Here is a 13968-nt window from a genome sequence, read left to right as displayed (position 1 = left end):
CCCATGTATATGATTACCTTTCTAGGTGTAAACCTTGGGCGGCGGGAAAAAAAGACCAACAGTCTCCTCACTAGAGAAGAGGGCAAAGAAAGCGACGGAGGGGAAGAAAGAAGAAGGCGGTAAAAAACCTCAAATGAAGCTCTCAGGTACAACCGGAGAGCTTACCGAAGTATCCATGGATGCACTCATAAAAGACATAAAAGGCCTGAAATACGTCACTCCATACGTGCTCGCTTCTCGTCTCGGCTTAAAGCTTAGCAGAGCTAAACGCGTCCTACGTGAACTCGAATCACGAGGCATACTGGTGGCCATCGACAAGAACAGTAGGGTTCCAATCTACGCCCCGCCAAGTAAAAAGTCCTAGATTATCTTACGAGAAGATATCGTAGAGAGGGGTTTGCGACTGGGTTTGCTTGTAAAGTTCTCGTAGTGTGTCCTTAGCGTTTATAACGTTGTTTTCCGAGACCTCAACCAACCCTAATCTAGCTAGCTCTACGATAATTTTCTCAGCTTTTTTAGGCTGTATGTTCTCATTGCTCATATCTATAAGGAATCGAAGTTTTCCAACACTCCAATATCTTCCAAGGTACCGTATAGCTTTTGCAAAGTCTTGGTCGCTAAGCAGATTACCTAGCTCCGGGTTGTCCGTTATTTCCCTTGTTAAAATAATGTCTTTCTTTATCGGCACACTCGCACTACTAGTTGATGTCTTTGCGGCGTCATTAGTTGCCTGAGTTTCTTTTCTAGGTGGTTGGCTCGCCTCCCCGGTACCCTCCTTTTGTTGAATATACGGCATTAGGGTTTGAGAAGAGTGTCTTCTAGGCCTTTGCTTTGTCTTTTGCTTATGCTGAGGAGGTTTAGTTATCCTGACCTCCTTTTTGGGACAGACTAACCGGGAAGGTATTTCGAGATTAATGTTGGTTTCAATTAGGAATTTTTCCCCCTCACCTTTAATTTCTCCTGTTTCTAAGAGGTCCTGGATTAGCAGGTATAGCGTGAATACTCCGACGTCATTCTCATTCGCCCAGGAAATTATCTCTTGAGCTGTAACCACCCCCTTGTTCTTAACAAGGTTTATCAGGGATTCCTTGAGCTTACTGTACTCCTCCACCTCTTTTTCGCATGTATTACCTGGATAGGAGTATAAAATTGTTTTTCCGTCCCTTGAACATGTTATTCCCCTAGTGAAAATTTTTTACAGCGAAATATCACTCCAATCTAGGCCTGTACTGTAATGAGGGAATTATCGCTGAGACAGATCGGGGATCTGCTGCCTAACAAGTTGATAGATGTATTGGAGAGTGAAGGCTATCGCAGCCTGAACTATATCCAGCTACAAGCGCTCAAGTTTAGAGCGTACTCAAATCTCTTAATCATAGCTCCGACTGGATCGGGAAAAACGGAGGCATCGATTCTACCCGTGCTCAGGGGGATTATAGAGGAAGGAGGACAGCCGATCTACGCTCTCTACGTCACTCCGTTGAGGGCCTTAAACCGTGACATATTTGTAAGGATGCGCAATATTTTTCTCTCATTAGGTTTTTCAGCCGAAATTCGTCATGGAGACACACCGATGCGTCAGCGTAGGAGGATAGCAGAGAGCCCACCACACCTCCTCATAACGACGCCTGAAACCCTCCAGTTTATCCTCGTCGACAAGAGGTTCAGAGAGCACCTTAAAAACACTCGTTGGGTCGTGGTGGATGAGCTTCACGAGCTGATAGACGACAAGAGAGGGGTTCAGCTCACGCTTGCCCTGGAAAGGCTTCGCCTACTATCCAAGCATTTGAAAGTAATAGGATTATCCGCGACGCTACGAGACCCCATGATCGCCCTGAACTTCATAAGCGGGGGGAGAGGAGGCGCGGTCATAGAGTGGGCAGAAAGAAAACAGTACAGGATAACATTAGCGGATATTCCGGAAAACGACAAGGCCCAGCATGAATATCTTCCACCAGAGCTGTACGCCCGTGTCAAGCTTCTAGTCGAAGAGGTCTCAAAGGGAGGCGTTATAATATTCACGAATACGCGTGATACTGCAGAGCTTATAGGTAGAATTCTTTCACATGACTTCAACCTGAACATAAAGGTACACCACGGGAGCCTCTCACGTGAAGAAAGAGAGGAGGCAGAAGCTCTCTTTAAGGAGGGGAAGATAAAAGCGATTGTTGCGACTTCAAGTCTCGAGCTGGGAATAGACGTCGGTTACGCAAGGCTCGTCATACAATTCGGGTCCCCACGTCAATCCATAAAACTCGTGCAAAGGATTGGCAGGTCCAAGCACAGGTTAAACGAGGTTTCTCAAGGGTTGATAGTCCCCCTGGGCATAGAGGATGCTATCGAGTCAGCCGTACTAGCTAGGAGAGCTGTGAGCGGTATACTCGAGAGCCTAGACTTGTTCCACGAGCCGCTAGACGTACTTGCACACCAGATCGCAGGCTTACTCATAGATTATCGTGAGCTGTCACTTGAGAGGCTTTACGCAATAATCACAAGGGCCTACCCCTACCATGATCTGAACTTCTCTAAGCTTGTTGAACTACTAAGATTCCTGGATTCAATAGGGATTGTTCGACTATTGGACGATGTGGTAAGAATGGGTAGAAGGACGATAAGCTACTACTTTAACTCCGCCTCAATGATACCTGATAACCCATCGTTCGACGTGGAGGACATCGCGTCTAGGAGAAAGATCGGTCACCTAGACTACTCCTTCGCCTCGCTGATAGACAGGGGAAAAGTCATCATACTTGGCGGTCGAGCCTGGACCATAGAGGAGATCAGCATCGAGCGCAACAAAGTCTACGTAACCGAGCATACCGGTGACCTTGGCGAGCCTCCTGTTTGGACAGGACAAACCCTGCCCGTCGAGTGGCGTGCGGCTAGGGAGCTTGGAGCCCTGTACCGTAGGATTGCTGAGAGTATAGGCCGGGAGGAGAGTATTAAACTCTATGAGTCGTACATGATACCTCCTAAGACGGCCGAGAAACTGGAGGAGATCGTAAGGAAGCAGCTTCAGTTAGGCTTCATGCCTTCCGACAGGAGTCTCGTCGTGGAGTTTACAAGGAAGAACGGTAAAACCCTTGCTGTCTATCATACTTTCCTTGGCACTAAGGGAAATAACCTCCTAGCATTGCTACTGGCCTTTGCCCTGAGAGGATTCTACGGTGTAACAGTAAGATACTACTCGGATCCCTATAGGATACTCATCTATGCAGACGCGGAACTAGGACCTGAAAAACTTCGCAATGCCTTGCTGGAGGGTATTGATTGGGCATTGGAGAGGGCTGAGGAGGCCATTAGGGAAAGTAACGCCTACATGCTAGAGCTACTCCAAGTCGCTACGCGGATGGGGGTCATAGATAAAAGCAAGGGTAGAATTGAGGCGGGCTACCTCTCTCTACTTAAGAGGAAACTAAAGGGCACACCCGTCGACAAGGAGGCCGTAGATTCCTCCCTTGTAGAATACTACAATGCGGATGTCGTTGCTAAACTAGTAGAGCAGATAAAAACTGGCGCCAAAAGGGTGACTGTCCATCAGGTTCAAGAACTAAGCCCATTGGCCCAGCTAATCTTCGAGAAGCCCTTTGTCAGGACAGGTATTCTAGCTTCGGGACTACCCATTACCGCAGTCCTCGATGCGGTATTGAAGAGGTTAGAGAACACACGTGTTCTACTCTACTGTTTACACTGTGGCGAGTGGACAAGCGAGCTCAGGGCGGGCGAGGCAAAAAGTATAAGGGAGTGTCCCAGGTGTGGCTCGCGAGCCATAGCAATTCTCAGGCCATATGACTCGGAAAACCTTCCGATCTTAAGGAAGTGGAGGAAAGGTGAGAAGCTTTCAAAGGAAGAGGAGAAATTCGTCGAGAAGGTCAGGCAGTCTGCATCTCTATTCATGTCTTACGGTTACCCAGCGGTACTCGCAATGGCGGGTCACGGTATAGGACCAACAACAGCGCGTAACATTCTATCGAAAAGCCGTGATATAGAAACCCTTGTAAAGAACATTTTGCAAGCGGAGGCCAACTATACGAGGACACGCCAATATTGGGAGGACTAGATACTCCTAGTTACGCTCACCGGTTTACCCTCTCTTAAGCTCTGCCAGCACGCCTCGGCGATTTCAACAACTCTAAGACCATCCAACCCCGTAATGGGGGGAGTCTTATCCTCCAAGACAGCTTTAACAAACGCCTGATCCTCGCGTACATACGCCTCATAAAAGCGAGACCAGAACCATTGCACTCCACGGAATAAAACCCCACTCTTTGTACCTAAGGCGAGGTTAGGGTCAACGCTATTACCGACGTAAATAGTTCCATCCGTTCCAAGAACCTCAGTCCTCAAGTCGTAGCCAAACACGCTTTTACGGCTACCGTGAAGAACCCCGTAGACGCCGTTTTCGAACTCGAAGCTTATGTTTACAAGGTCTAAGTCGCCCTTAGCCTTTATCTCATCATATAGGACAGCTGAGCCCATGACATGTAATCTTTTCACCTCGCTTCCGATAAGATAGCGCGCCATGTCAAAGTCATGGCTCAACATGTCCAGGAATATCCCGCCACTCAACTTCGGGTCCTGCGCCCAGCCTGGGGGAGCACCAGGATCCCTAGCAATATTAAGGAAGGCTACAGGTTTGCCTATAGAGCCCTCCCTAATCCTCTTCATAGCCTCCATGTAGGCATCGTCGAATCTTCTCATATAGCCTACCATCAGCTTCAAGCCATGCTTCTCCGCCTTCCTAACGACATTCACAGCCTCCTCGACAGTAACTGTGATCGGCTTCTCGGTAAACACGTGTTTCCCGGCCTCAAAGGCCTTAACAATCATGTCATGGTGCAGATATGTGGGTGTGGCCACGAAGACGGCCTCCACCTCCGGATCACTTAAAAGCTTATCATAATCTGTGTAATACTTAACCTTAAACTTCTCGCCCGTCGTTCTAGCAAGTTTTTCAACAACATCTGTTACTGCAACGAGACGAGCCCCTTCAACCCTGTACGACAGTATCTCAGTATGAACGACACCGATACGACCCAGTCCTGCAACAGCAACACCGAGAGGTTTCACGTTATCACCGAGAAAGAGGTCTTTAATACCTTAGTTATGTTTTCCTAGAAACATTTTTAAGCAAAACATTACTCCTAACAAAACTCTCCAATGCATTCACTGCCAAATCCTCCCAGTTGTTTATCTCCAGCTTCTCGTTCACGCCTATGATCGAGACTCTCGGACGGTATTGAAAGTTAAGCATAACTAGGAGGCCGTAGAGTGAAGCTTGTACTTTCTCATAGCTCTTGAAGCCGTCATAACTCTTCAGCTCGGCAACCTCTACAGGCAAGCCGTCTACAAATAGAACCTGGTCAGCCACACCGAGAAGCCAGCCAAACCGGAACCTCCAAGCCACTGGGAGGGGCGTCGAAGCCTTGTCCTCCTGCAATATAAGGCTCAAGTCACCCCAGAACTTCCTATGAAGAATAACACCTGCTTGAAGCCCTCTACCCCTCCCTCTCCCAAAAGGTTTAGCCACCTCCGTAACAGTGAAGGCCTCCTTCCGTGAAGACATTGCGTGTTCAAAACGCTCAAGACAGGATCTCAGCTGAGCTCCTAAAAAGCTACCTGGCATCGTGGAGCCCGTCCTCCTCGATTCTAAACTCTACACTTGCGCCACGGGCAAGGCGCGGGCTGTCCAAGACCTCGAGGAGGAATGCATCGCCCGTTTTCTTCAAAAGGAAGCGGTGCGTACTTGCATGGGCTATAATGTTGCCTCCGGCCGGGAGCTTTACAGCGACGCCCCAAGCGCTAGGCACACTCACGACCTGATTCGTGATAACCGCGACGAGACTGTAGAGTCTAGATAGCCTCTTAACCCAGTCCAGCATATAATTTATCCTCTGTTGCCTCATGGCAAGCCACTCCCTACCCCTGAACTGAGCTCTATACAGCGCTATAACAGAGTCCACTATGATGAGCCTAGATCCACCTTTTACAAGCCGGGAAAGCTCCCTCACAACAAACTCTTCCAACTCGTCTACGCTCAAAGGTCTAAACACGTAAATATTAGACAAGGGATCCTCTACACCAAACCTGGCAGAGATAGACTCAATCCTTTCAGGGCTAAAAGTCCCCTCCGTGTCGATGTATACCACGCCTCCCCCTAGACCACCTCTCGAAGGTGGCAGCTGAACAGTAACCGCGAGCTGATGGCAGAGCTGTGTCTTGCCCGAGCCAAACTCTCCGGCAAATTCGTGAATGTCATATACTGCTAACCCGCCACCAGTCAGTGCATCGATGGAGCTAACACCGGTAGTGAGGGCCTCTCTCTTCTTCAGCAATGAAGCATATTCCTTCCCAGGGATGGCCCGTGCCTCCCAGCCCACTATCCTTCTGGCGGTCCGTATAACTCTTAAGGCTCTCTCGAAGTCTATCCCCGTCAATTCCTCCAGCTCCTCAGGATTATAGAGGACAAGATCTTCGAGGTTCTCGATACCAGCAGCTTTAAGCCTCGAAATAGTGACTCTGCCTATATTCTCCTCTTTTGCGAGCTCGTCTATACTATGCACCCTCCTCACCACAGAACAGCTCGCCGTCAAGGAAGCATGTCCCACTCTTGTCACAGTAAAGCCTCCTCGTAAAACGCCAGGAACTAGCTAGAGAGGGAGTCCCATACACAACGACCGGGATCCTATAAATTGATGAGATGCGGTCCAGAATATCAAGTGCATAGAGTATCCCTTCACGAACGTCCCTGGTGAAGCGCTGATCAACGTCCTCGACCACTACAGGCTTCCTGTTCTCATCTAGCTTCCGAGGCAGGTCGAACAGCAGGAATTCTAGAAATTCTCCGTCAAGGAGGGCAGGGACATATATGCAGCCTGGAATCTCGAGCTCGACGCCACTCGCTAGGCTGACGCCATATGGTAGGCTCACTTTTCTACCACAGAACTCTACTGATACTGAGAGAGGTTGAAACAATACAAGCGTATCCCTGCTAAGCTTTAAAAGCTCCTCAGACATCTCTCCAAAAATAGCACGCACCTCCTCCTCCCTGAAAACCTTCAGGTGAACCCGCGAAAACTCCTCCCTACCAACAACTATAAGACCATTCATAAACCAACCCTCTCTCTCCCCCTCTGGGCTAGAACCTTCAGCCATGGGTTATCTGCCACGAAAGTGGGAACACTCTCCAGGCCAGTTGAAGCTCCTTGACTCTCAGTTATAGCTGGCTGTTCTCGCCTCTCAGATGGCACAGGTATTCCCAGGAATTCCCTAAGCTCCCCAAGCTTTCTATAGACGTTCAGACCTTTTTCTGATAGGGAGACAAGGTATATTCGACCCTTTTTACGTACGACTACCAGCGAGTATTTTTTTAAGAGCTCGAGTGCCTCCTTTGCAGTAGCCGCATTTCTCGACAATTCGACAAGTGTCTTTTCGCTATCCCCTATCCTCCAAACCCAAAAAATTATCCTCTCGAATTCATCCACAATATGATCGTTCTAATCGAGTATAAAAATATTATTCTACAACGTATCATTGTTATTATGCTTGAAGGCTGCGAAAATGACTTTAAAATGTAGATAGCTATCAAAGAGTTATGTCCGGATACTCCAGGAAAAAAGTCTTCTGCCCTCAATGCCAGGACTACGTAACACCTAAGGTTGTTCGTAACCTTACGCTTACCGGTGAGATTGTAATTGAGTATTATTGTCCCAAACACGGCTTTATAATGTCTGAGAGAAAAACCCTGGACCTCCCAAAGCGTAAAGTTACGCCGGGAGGAGTATACATAGTCTTCGAAGGGATAGACGGGAGCGGTAAGACTACACAGGCTGTAATGCTCTACGAGTACCTCTCAAACAGAAATTTCGAGGTGGTCCTCGTAAGAGAACCTTGGGTCAAAGCCATAAAGGACTTCCTTTACAAGCATGACCTTGACCCTGATGCCGAGGCTTATCTTTTTGCAGCCGACAGAATAATACTTCAAAAGGAAGTTGTACTCCCGGCTCTTGAATCAGGAAAAATTGTGGTTTCTGATAGGTCAGTCTTCGCAAGCCTCGCCTATCAGGTTGTTCGTGGTCTACCCGCAGACTTCATAATGGCAATCAACCGCTCTATAAGGCTGCCTGACATAGTTGTACTTCTAGACCTTCCCCTCGAGCTTGCTGTCAAACGCTTGGAAGCCAGAGGAGAAACAACGAGGTTTGAGGATCCAAGCTTCATGCAGAAGGTCAGGGAAAGATATCTAGAATTGGCTCGGGAATATAATTCACTCTTCATCGTTATTGATGCTTCTAGGACGATCCATGAGGTACACCAAGAGATTCTAACGAAACTAGCCGAGAAGTTGAAAAACAAGTCGATAAAGATCGATTTATAGTACTTTTTCCAGGAGCCACCAACTCTTTGAGAACACTGAAAACCCAGATCTTATAGCAGGCTGGATTCAACTCTTAGACCTTAGGAAAATAATTATAAAACATCTCGCTATATTCATGTCGGGTGTCTAGATGCGTAGAGGGTCTATAGGATCAATCCTTCTCCTCGTAGTTCTATTAGTCGGTATATCCTTTCTTGGAGGCTACTACCTCGGTAGTAGAGGAAGAACGATCACCATTGAACAGCCGCCTGCAACGGCGCCTTCCGGGGTCAAGGTTGAAATTATAAACGACAGGGACTATTATCCAAAGCTCCTCTCCCTCCTCTCCTCTGCTAACAGGTCTATATATGTAGCGATGTTCGAGTTTAAGAGCGATACCGATGAGATTTCCCGTATAGTCGAGATCCTCATCGGCAAGTCAAAGAAGGGCGTCGACGTAAAGGTGGTTCTCGAAAACACCATCGATGACAATGAACTCACATACAGGAGGCTGCTCGCAAACGGAGTCCCGGTAAGGTTTGATACACGAGCCAAGACGACTCACGCGAAGCTAATCATAGTTGACGGAAGGTTTGTCATAGTGGGATCCCATAACTGGAGCTATATGGCCATGATGCGTAACCACGAGGCCAGTGTACTCATCGACAGCCCCGAGATAGCTAACGCGGAAACAGAGTACTTTATGCAGATATGGGGTGGCAACTAGTGGACAAGGACAGGCTTGTAGGATTCATATTAACGCTTTTCTCGTTGTTTACGGGGACTATCTTTATCTACTCCCTGTTCTTTGCTGGTGAAGCTATAAGCATGCTTGTCCTCAAATTAACAGCCGCGGTCACGATGGGATCCTTTTTGCTTGTAACTCTTGTTATAGGCTTATCTCTCCTGTTCTCACCGCCCACAGTAAAGGTGGAGGAGATCGAGAGAAAACTTGCTGAAGAATTAAAGAAGTTGAAGGAGCAAGGTTATCCCTTTCCATGGCACCAGTAGTGGGCCAAGCTTGAAATACGACGTTTCCGAGTATTTTCTCGATGAAGCTTGGAAAAGTTCCTATTGATAACCTTCGTAGAATTCTTGAAACCGTAGGGCTTAGAGCAGAGCTAGACGCTAACCCTCTCAGTGAAGAAGAGGTTGTTTCAACAAATCCAGCTATAGGAGTCCCCTTGAAAACGCTCGGATTCTTCGCCTTTCACTACACTGCCTCGAATGTCGCCGTTGCCTTTGCCAAACCCATGTATGCGACACTCAACGTTTTAGGCCCACCCTCAACCACCGACGAAGAAATGGAAGAGGTGGTGAAGAGCTTTGTCGCCGAATGCAGGAAGTATCAAGTAGAGTTAAGAGGCGGGCATACAGCGCGCTACGAGGGCATCGAGTACCCCTTAGCCGTCTCAACAATAATTGGTAAACGGGTCAGACCAAGGCTTAACCCATCACCGGGTGACAAGGTATACCTTATAGGCACAATAGGAGCAGAGTCAGCCTGGCTCCTAGGAAAAAGCATCCCGCTTGAAGAAATGACCCCTCTCCCGAATGCATTGAAGCTAATGCGATTTGAACAGGTCAAGCTTCTCCACGACGTCTCGGAAGGCGGCGTACTCGGAGCCTTACTAGAGCTTAGCAAACATTATGGCTTCATCATAAAAGTTACAGCCCCAAGTATGCCCACCAATAAGGATCTACCAAGAGACTTTGACCCCCTCACAGCACCAACATACGGTGCACTTCTAGCGGTGACCTCCTCGCCCCAGGAGCTCGAAGCGGTCTGTCGAGACGAAGGAGTACAGTGCACCTCCCTAGCTGTCATAGTTGGTAAGGGGGAAGGAGTCGAGTACAAGTCTAAACTGTACTCTGAGCCACTGAGTACTCCTCTCATAGAACTTTACAACCCCTACACGCCTGGAGACCCTGAGCTGGCACAAGTCCTGCTCGCAGCAACCATGTTGATTAAGATTAAAGATATAGAGAGATTCATACCCGAGGTAGGCGCCAACATTGCTTATGCCAGGCGAGGCGCTTCCCGAACAGAGGATGTCGCCGCTCTAGACGGCAGGATAGTGAGAACGTCAAAGGGGGCAAGGATCTGCGGCAAGCCATCTTATGGATCCTCAAGGCACCTTGCACGGGTAATCCTCCAAGCCACTAGAAACAACCCTGACCTCAGGGCGGCTATAAACCTCAAGCCAGAACCAGTGCTCCTCAAGGGGCTAGAGCGGATAGGTCTAAACCCACTCGAGGTCAAGGCAGTTCCATCAGAGTGTCCCATAGAGCAGGCCTTACATGAGGGATCGAAGGCTTTAGCTCTCTACTACCGAAACCTGCCGAACCTTGAGCCTTCTCTCGTAATACTAGGTGACGATCCAGTGAAGCTTGTAGAGCTGGTTAGACTGGCCTTGTCTAATATCGGTGCTCAGGAAAAAACTTAATACCAGGAAGCCCCTCTAAAAGAAGGAATGATGACTAAGCTTGCCCCCCGGTGACCTGTGATCCGGATTGCCGCGGACTGATAAGAAAACATATAATATGTTCTAACAATAACTGGAAATCTATGACAAAGCTCCTATACCAGATCGACAGCTACCTACGCGAGTTCGAAGCAACAATAACGCGCGTAGAAGGCGAGAAAGTATACCTCGACCAAACAGCTTTTCACCCTGGTCCAAGCGGGGGACTAGACACGGATACAGGTTGGCTTATTCTCCCCGACGGAACCAAGTTGGAGGTCATTAGGGCTGTCGAGGAGCCCAATGACGTGGCCCACATCCTATCATCACCTACAGTCCTCACAACCGGAACAAAGGTAAAGGGGATAATAAACTGGGATCGACGTTACAGGATGATGCGCTTACACACAGCCAGCCACGTCTTAGCCGCAATTCTCTACAAAAAATACGGTGCACTCGTAACGGGAGGCCACATCCAACCGGAAGGCGCACGGGATGATTTCGACTTGACGGGAGTCGATGACTGGAAAGCGGCACTGAGCGAGGCTATTTCCGAGACAAACAAGATTCTAAAGAGCTGCCTCGAGGTTAAGGTATACTGGCTCAAGCGGGATGAGGCTCTCAAAATCCCGGGCATCGTAAAGCTAGCCGGCCGCCTCCCTCCAGAAGTAGAGGAAATCAGAATTGTTGAGATTCCGGGTGTTGACATACAGGCGGACGGTGGACCGCACGTCAAGAACACTTGCGAAGTCGGAGAGATTGTTCTACAAAAGACGGAAAGCAAGGGTGCAAAGAGAAAGAGAATCTACTACACTCTCACACCCTGATCAAATATAGAATTCTTCTAATATAGAATTTTGACTCTTTTAGCCCTCAACTAAAGCTACGTTTTTTAGAGTTCGTTATATTTAACTGGATAGAAACGTCTTCAGCATACACAATACGTTCTCCTATTCTGTCAGAAGGTGAAGTTTTTGAGCAAGAGAGGATAAGGTTTACACGTGAGCCTAGAGGTTATAGAGGTCTTCTCCAGATACTCAGTTGAATACGACTCCTGGTATAAAACGCCATATGGTCGAGCTGTTCTCGAATCAGAGGCAAACCTTCTCAATCTCCTTCTCCCAAGCGGGGTCGGGTTAGACCTCGGCTCTGGCACTGGAGTCTTTGCCGAAAAACTAGCCCTTAACCGGGAGATAGTATGCCTTGATCCTACCTCTGAGATGCTCGTGTTGGCCAAGTCTAGGTGTCAGCATTCCGTGCTTGCTGTCGGCGAGCATCCCCCGTTAAGGGTTGGTTCTCTCGACTTCATTTACGCTGTGACTGTTTTGGAGTTTTTAGAGAACCCTTTGGAAATGATTGTAGCTGTTAAAGGTCTCCTAAAGCCTAACGGCAGGCTAGTACTGTTGTCTATTGAAAAGAATAGTCCTTGGGGCAGGATGTATGCAGAAATTGCTGAAAAGGGAACAGACCCCGTGATCTCGATGGCCAGGTTATATACCTTGAGCGAAGTCGAGGAGTATCTGAAAACTGCGGGATATAAGGTTTATGAGAGGGCATTCACGCTAGACTATGAACCATTAACAACTCCAAGCAAACCCCCTAGGCTCTATATTGGGGAATATTGCTCATCATGCGGCGTTTTTGCTGTCGTAGCAACGCCTACCTAGCATTTTTCCCCTTGTTTAATCCGACTTTCCCGTTAATTGTTTAATATTAAGTCCCGTTACTTTTCCCGCAATTTTTGAAAAGAATCCCGGCCACCTGGCTGCAGCCTCTACTAGAAAGGATAGCGTCACTGTTCCAGCTGTCACTCGCTCTAAGATTTCCTGAGGGGCTCTCTCAAGGAGGGCTGCTCTCCCACTGGGAGGGCTTTCCTCGAGAAATCTAAGTATTCCGAGCTGTACCTTGAGGTTGAGGTCCAGACCGAAGCTAGAGATAGTCCTGTTAAAGCTGGCCTGGCCCGTGAGGTCTCTGTGCAGAGCTACAGCAGTTATCATCGAAGGCCTTATGCCCTCCCCTGATAGAGGCATCACTGCACCCAAAGCTTCTCCTATCCTGTAAACGCCATCACTATAATGGCCTAGGAGCCCGCCTGAAGCTATAGGGCTACCCTTGACACCCGTTATCTCTCTCAGTCTTATACGTCTGATCAAATCGTTTAGAAGCCTTTGAAGCACATCATGCTCAGCTAGCCCACCAACACCAGCCTTAACTCTCTTATCACCAGTAGGGAAGACCCAAGCATATCCAACAATTTCGGGGAAAAAGTAAATCTGAATCTCGTCCTCGACAATCTCCTCTGACATACCCTCAACCTGCAGAGCGAGAGCCTTCTTTCCACTATAAACCGGATGCCCCCTAGCATCAACGATTAAGTCGAAGTCTTGAAGTTTCTCAGGCGAGGTCCACTTCCTGACAACCTCGACGCCCTCTAAGAGATATTTAAGCAAAGACTCCTTATCCACAATATACCCGTAAAACTTCCCATGACTCTCCTTGGAAACTTTTGCACCAACGTAAACCTTGTACCCCTTAACCTTAACAAGCACACTTTCCTCGGGAACCCTCAAAACCCTCTCAACACTAAATGGTAAGCCGCCCCCACAGGGCTTTGAGGCAAGCCTTGGAGCCCCCTCAAAAACCTTAACCTCGAAGCCGTCGTCAACTAATAGCCTGGCAAGGTAGGCTCCCGCAGGGCCAGCCCCAACTATTGCGACCCGCCTAAACCCTCCTCCAGTGCTCATACACTACACCCTTCTCAACAATATGGAGAATCTTAAAGCCGTCCCTTACCAGTGATTCTGCAATAAATCTCCTATGACACCTGAACCATAGGCGCTCAGCACACAGCACCGCTACAATGTGACTCCTGGCGATTTCCTCGAGTCTGGACAGGCCCCTACGGTACTCTTCAGTCTCCATATATGACTCGTAGCCCCCCCTCCTGTATCCCCCCAGCGTGTCTCCAAGCCATACATATTTTATCCCATGTTTCTCAAGCGTTTTTCTCAAGTTATCCCTAGTGAACAGGGGGATTCTGCTGGACTCTGGCCATCTACGTACATCAACTACAACCTCTACGTGAAATTCAACGAGAATGGATAATAACTCACTTATGTCTCGCCCCCCATAACCAATTGTATAAAC

General features: G+C 48.3%; 16 protein-coding genes. 8 read left to right on the top strand and 8 right to left on the bottom strand.

Annotation, left to right across the window (positions count from 1 at the left end):
* Positions 1 to 34 precede the first annotated feature (34 nt).
* A complete protein-coding gene (locus ACP5KC_RS01500; RefSeq protein ID WP_052884160.1) occupies positions 35 to 364 on the top strand; it encodes a 30S ribosomal protein S25e in 330 nt (109 codons plus the stop codon).
* Between the two features lie 6 nt (positions 365 to 370).
* On the opposite strand, the gene ACP5KC_RS01495 is transcribed toward ACP5KC_RS01500, so the two are convergent.
* Positions 371 to 1111, bottom strand: a complete 741-nt coding sequence (locus ACP5KC_RS01495) for a hypothetical protein (protein ID WP_273433510.1) — start codon at positions 1109 to 1111, stop codon at positions 371 to 373.
* A 123-nt stretch (positions 1112 to 1234) separates the two neighbouring features.
* Here ACP5KC_RS01495 and ACP5KC_RS01490 point away from each other — a divergent pair, with 123 nt between their 5' ends.
* The gene (locus tag ACP5KC_RS01490; RefSeq protein ID WP_424737503.1) at positions 1235 to 4060 is read left to right on the top strand and encodes a DEAD/DEAH box helicase; all 2826 of its coding nucleotides are present in this window, start codon (positions 1235 to 1237) and stop codon (positions 4058 to 4060) included.
* Here the strand turns inward: ACP5KC_RS01490 and ACP5KC_RS01485 are convergent.
* Genes ACP5KC_RS01485 through ACP5KC_RS01465 form a run of 5 tightly spaced genes read right to left on the bottom strand, consistent with a single transcriptional unit; the run spans position 4057 to position 7484 of the window.
* The gene (locus ACP5KC_RS01485) at positions 4057 to 5070 is read right to left on the bottom strand and encodes a Gfo/Idh/MocA family oxidoreductase (RefSeq protein WP_052884157.1); all 1014 of its coding nucleotides are present in this window, start codon (positions 5068 to 5070) and stop codon (positions 4057 to 4059) included. The genes ACP5KC_RS01490 and ACP5KC_RS01485 overlap by 4 nt on opposite strands.
* A 34-nt stretch (positions 5071 to 5104) precedes the next feature.
* The gene (locus ACP5KC_RS01480) at positions 5105 to 5566 is read right to left on the bottom strand and encodes a hypothetical protein (protein ID WP_273433514.1); all 462 of its coding nucleotides are present in this window, start codon (positions 5564 to 5566) and stop codon (positions 5105 to 5107) included.
* A gap of 49 nt (positions 5567 to 5615) precedes the next feature.
* Positions 5616 to 6563, bottom strand: coding sequence for a DNA repair and recombination protein RadA (gene radA / locus ACP5KC_RS01475; protein WP_428286752.1), 948 nt, complete (start codon positions 6561 to 6563; stop codon positions 5616 to 5618).
* Positions 6556 to 7110, bottom strand: a complete 555-nt coding sequence (locus tag ACP5KC_RS01470) for a hypothetical protein (RefSeq protein WP_273433518.1) — start codon at positions 7108 to 7110, stop codon at positions 6556 to 6558. The genes radA and ACP5KC_RS01470 overlap by 8 nt, the downstream gene beginning before the upstream one ends.
* A complete protein-coding gene (locus ACP5KC_RS01465) occupies positions 7107 to 7484 on the bottom strand; it encodes a hypothetical protein (protein WP_273433520.1) in 378 nt (125 codons plus the stop codon). Before ACP5KC_RS01465 ends, ACP5KC_RS01470 begins: the two co-directional genes overlap by 4 nt.
* A gap of 110 nt (positions 7485 to 7594) precedes the next feature.
* Here ACP5KC_RS01465 and tmk point away from each other — a divergent pair, with 110 nt between their 5' ends.
* The 6 genes from tmk (at position 7595) to ACP5KC_RS01435 (ending at position 12488) form a co-directional block, all read left to right on the top strand.
* Positions 7595 to 8377: a dTMP kinase gene (gene tmk / locus ACP5KC_RS01460; protein WP_052884152.1), complete on the top strand. Its 783-nt coding sequence runs from the start codon at positions 7595 to 7597 to the stop codon at positions 8375 to 8377.
* 130 nt (positions 8378 to 8507) lie between these two features.
* The gene (locus ACP5KC_RS01455) at positions 8508 to 9083 is read left to right on the top strand and encodes a phospholipase D-like domain-containing protein (RefSeq protein WP_424737495.1); all 576 of its coding nucleotides are present in this window, start codon (positions 8508 to 8510) and stop codon (positions 9081 to 9083) included.
* Complete coding sequence (locus tag ACP5KC_RS01450; protein WP_428286751.1) at positions 9083 to 9367, top strand: transcriptional regulator; 285 nt, start codon at positions 9083 to 9085, stop codon at positions 9365 to 9367. Before ACP5KC_RS01455 ends, ACP5KC_RS01450 begins: the two co-directional genes overlap by 1 nt.
* A gap of 41 nt (positions 9368 to 9408) precedes the next feature.
* Positions 9409 to 10803 carry a thiamine-phosphate synthase family protein gene (locus ACP5KC_RS01445; protein ID WP_424737491.1) on the top strand — a complete coding sequence of 465 codons (1395 nt, stop codon included), beginning with the start codon at positions 9409 to 9411 and terminating at the stop codon, positions 10801 to 10803.
* A 122-nt stretch (positions 10804 to 10925) separates the two neighbouring features.
* Positions 10926 to 11648: an alanyl-tRNA editing protein AlaXM gene (gene alaXM, locus ACP5KC_RS01440; protein ID WP_052884148.1), complete on the top strand. Its 723-nt coding sequence runs from the start codon at positions 10926 to 10928 to the stop codon at positions 11646 to 11648.
* A 174-nt stretch (positions 11649 to 11822) separates the two neighbouring features.
* A complete protein-coding gene (locus tag ACP5KC_RS01435) occupies positions 11823 to 12488 on the top strand; it encodes a class I SAM-dependent methyltransferase (RefSeq protein WP_424737488.1) in 666 nt (221 codons plus the stop codon).
* A gap of 15 nt (positions 12489 to 12503) precedes the next feature.
* On the opposite strand, the gene ACP5KC_RS01430 is transcribed toward ACP5KC_RS01435, so the two are convergent.
* Both ACP5KC_RS01430 and ACP5KC_RS01425 read right to left on the bottom strand, forming a co-directional pair.
* The gene (locus ACP5KC_RS01430; RefSeq protein ID WP_273434329.1) at positions 12504 to 13565 is read right to left on the bottom strand and encodes an NAD(P)/FAD-dependent oxidoreductase; all 1062 of its coding nucleotides are present in this window, start codon (positions 13563 to 13565) and stop codon (positions 12504 to 12506) included.
* Positions 13543 to 13938 (bottom strand): DUF488 domain-containing protein, encoded by a 396-nt coding sequence (locus ACP5KC_RS01425; protein ID WP_273434332.1) that lies wholly within the window; start codon positions 13936 to 13938, stop codon positions 13543 to 13545. The genes ACP5KC_RS01430 and ACP5KC_RS01425 overlap by 23 nt, the downstream gene beginning before the upstream one ends.
* Between the last annotated feature and the right edge of the window lie 30 nt (positions 13939 to 13968).

This window comes from Infirmifilum sp., assembly GCF_049970975.1.
In the GTDB taxonomy this organism is placed as follows: Archaea; Thermoproteota; Thermoprotei; order Thermofilales; family Thermofilaceae; genus Thermofilum; species Thermofilum uzonense.
Note: the sequence above shows the minus strand (reverse complement) of the source record. Positions and strands in the feature narration are given on the sequence as shown.

Excerpts from the sequence above, each read along its gene's own strand:
- ACP5KC_RS01490 (WP_424737503.1), top strand. The coding sequence starts at position 1,235 with ATGAGGGAATTATCGCTGAGACAGATCGGGGATCTGCTGCCTAACAAG.
- ACP5KC_RS01480 (WP_273433514.1), bottom strand. The coding sequence starts at position 5,566 with ATGTCTTCACGGAAGGAGGCCTTCACTGTTACGGAGGTGGCTAAACCT.
- ACP5KC_RS01470 (WP_273433518.1), bottom strand. The coding sequence starts at position 7,110 with ATGAATGGTCTTATAGTTGTTGGTAGGGAGGAGTTTTCGCGGGTTCAC.
- tmk (WP_052884152.1), top strand. The coding sequence starts at position 7,595 with ATGTCCGGATACTCCAGGAAAAAAGTCTTCTGCCCTCAATGCCAGGAC.
- ACP5KC_RS01455 (WP_424737495.1), top strand. The coding sequence starts at position 8,508 with ATGCGTAGAGGGTCTATAGGATCAATCCTTCTCCTCGTAGTTCTATTA.
- ACP5KC_RS01445 (WP_424737491.1), top strand. The coding sequence starts at position 9,409 with ATGAAGCTTGGAAAAGTTCCTATTGATAACCTTCGTAGAATTCTTGAA.
- alaXM (WP_052884148.1), top strand. The coding sequence starts at position 10,926 with ATGACAAAGCTCCTATACCAGATCGACAGCTACCTACGCGAGTTCGAA.
- ACP5KC_RS01430 (WP_273434329.1), bottom strand. The coding sequence starts at position 13,565 with ATGAGCACTGGAGGAGGGTTTAGGCGGGTCGCAATAGTTGGGGCTGGC.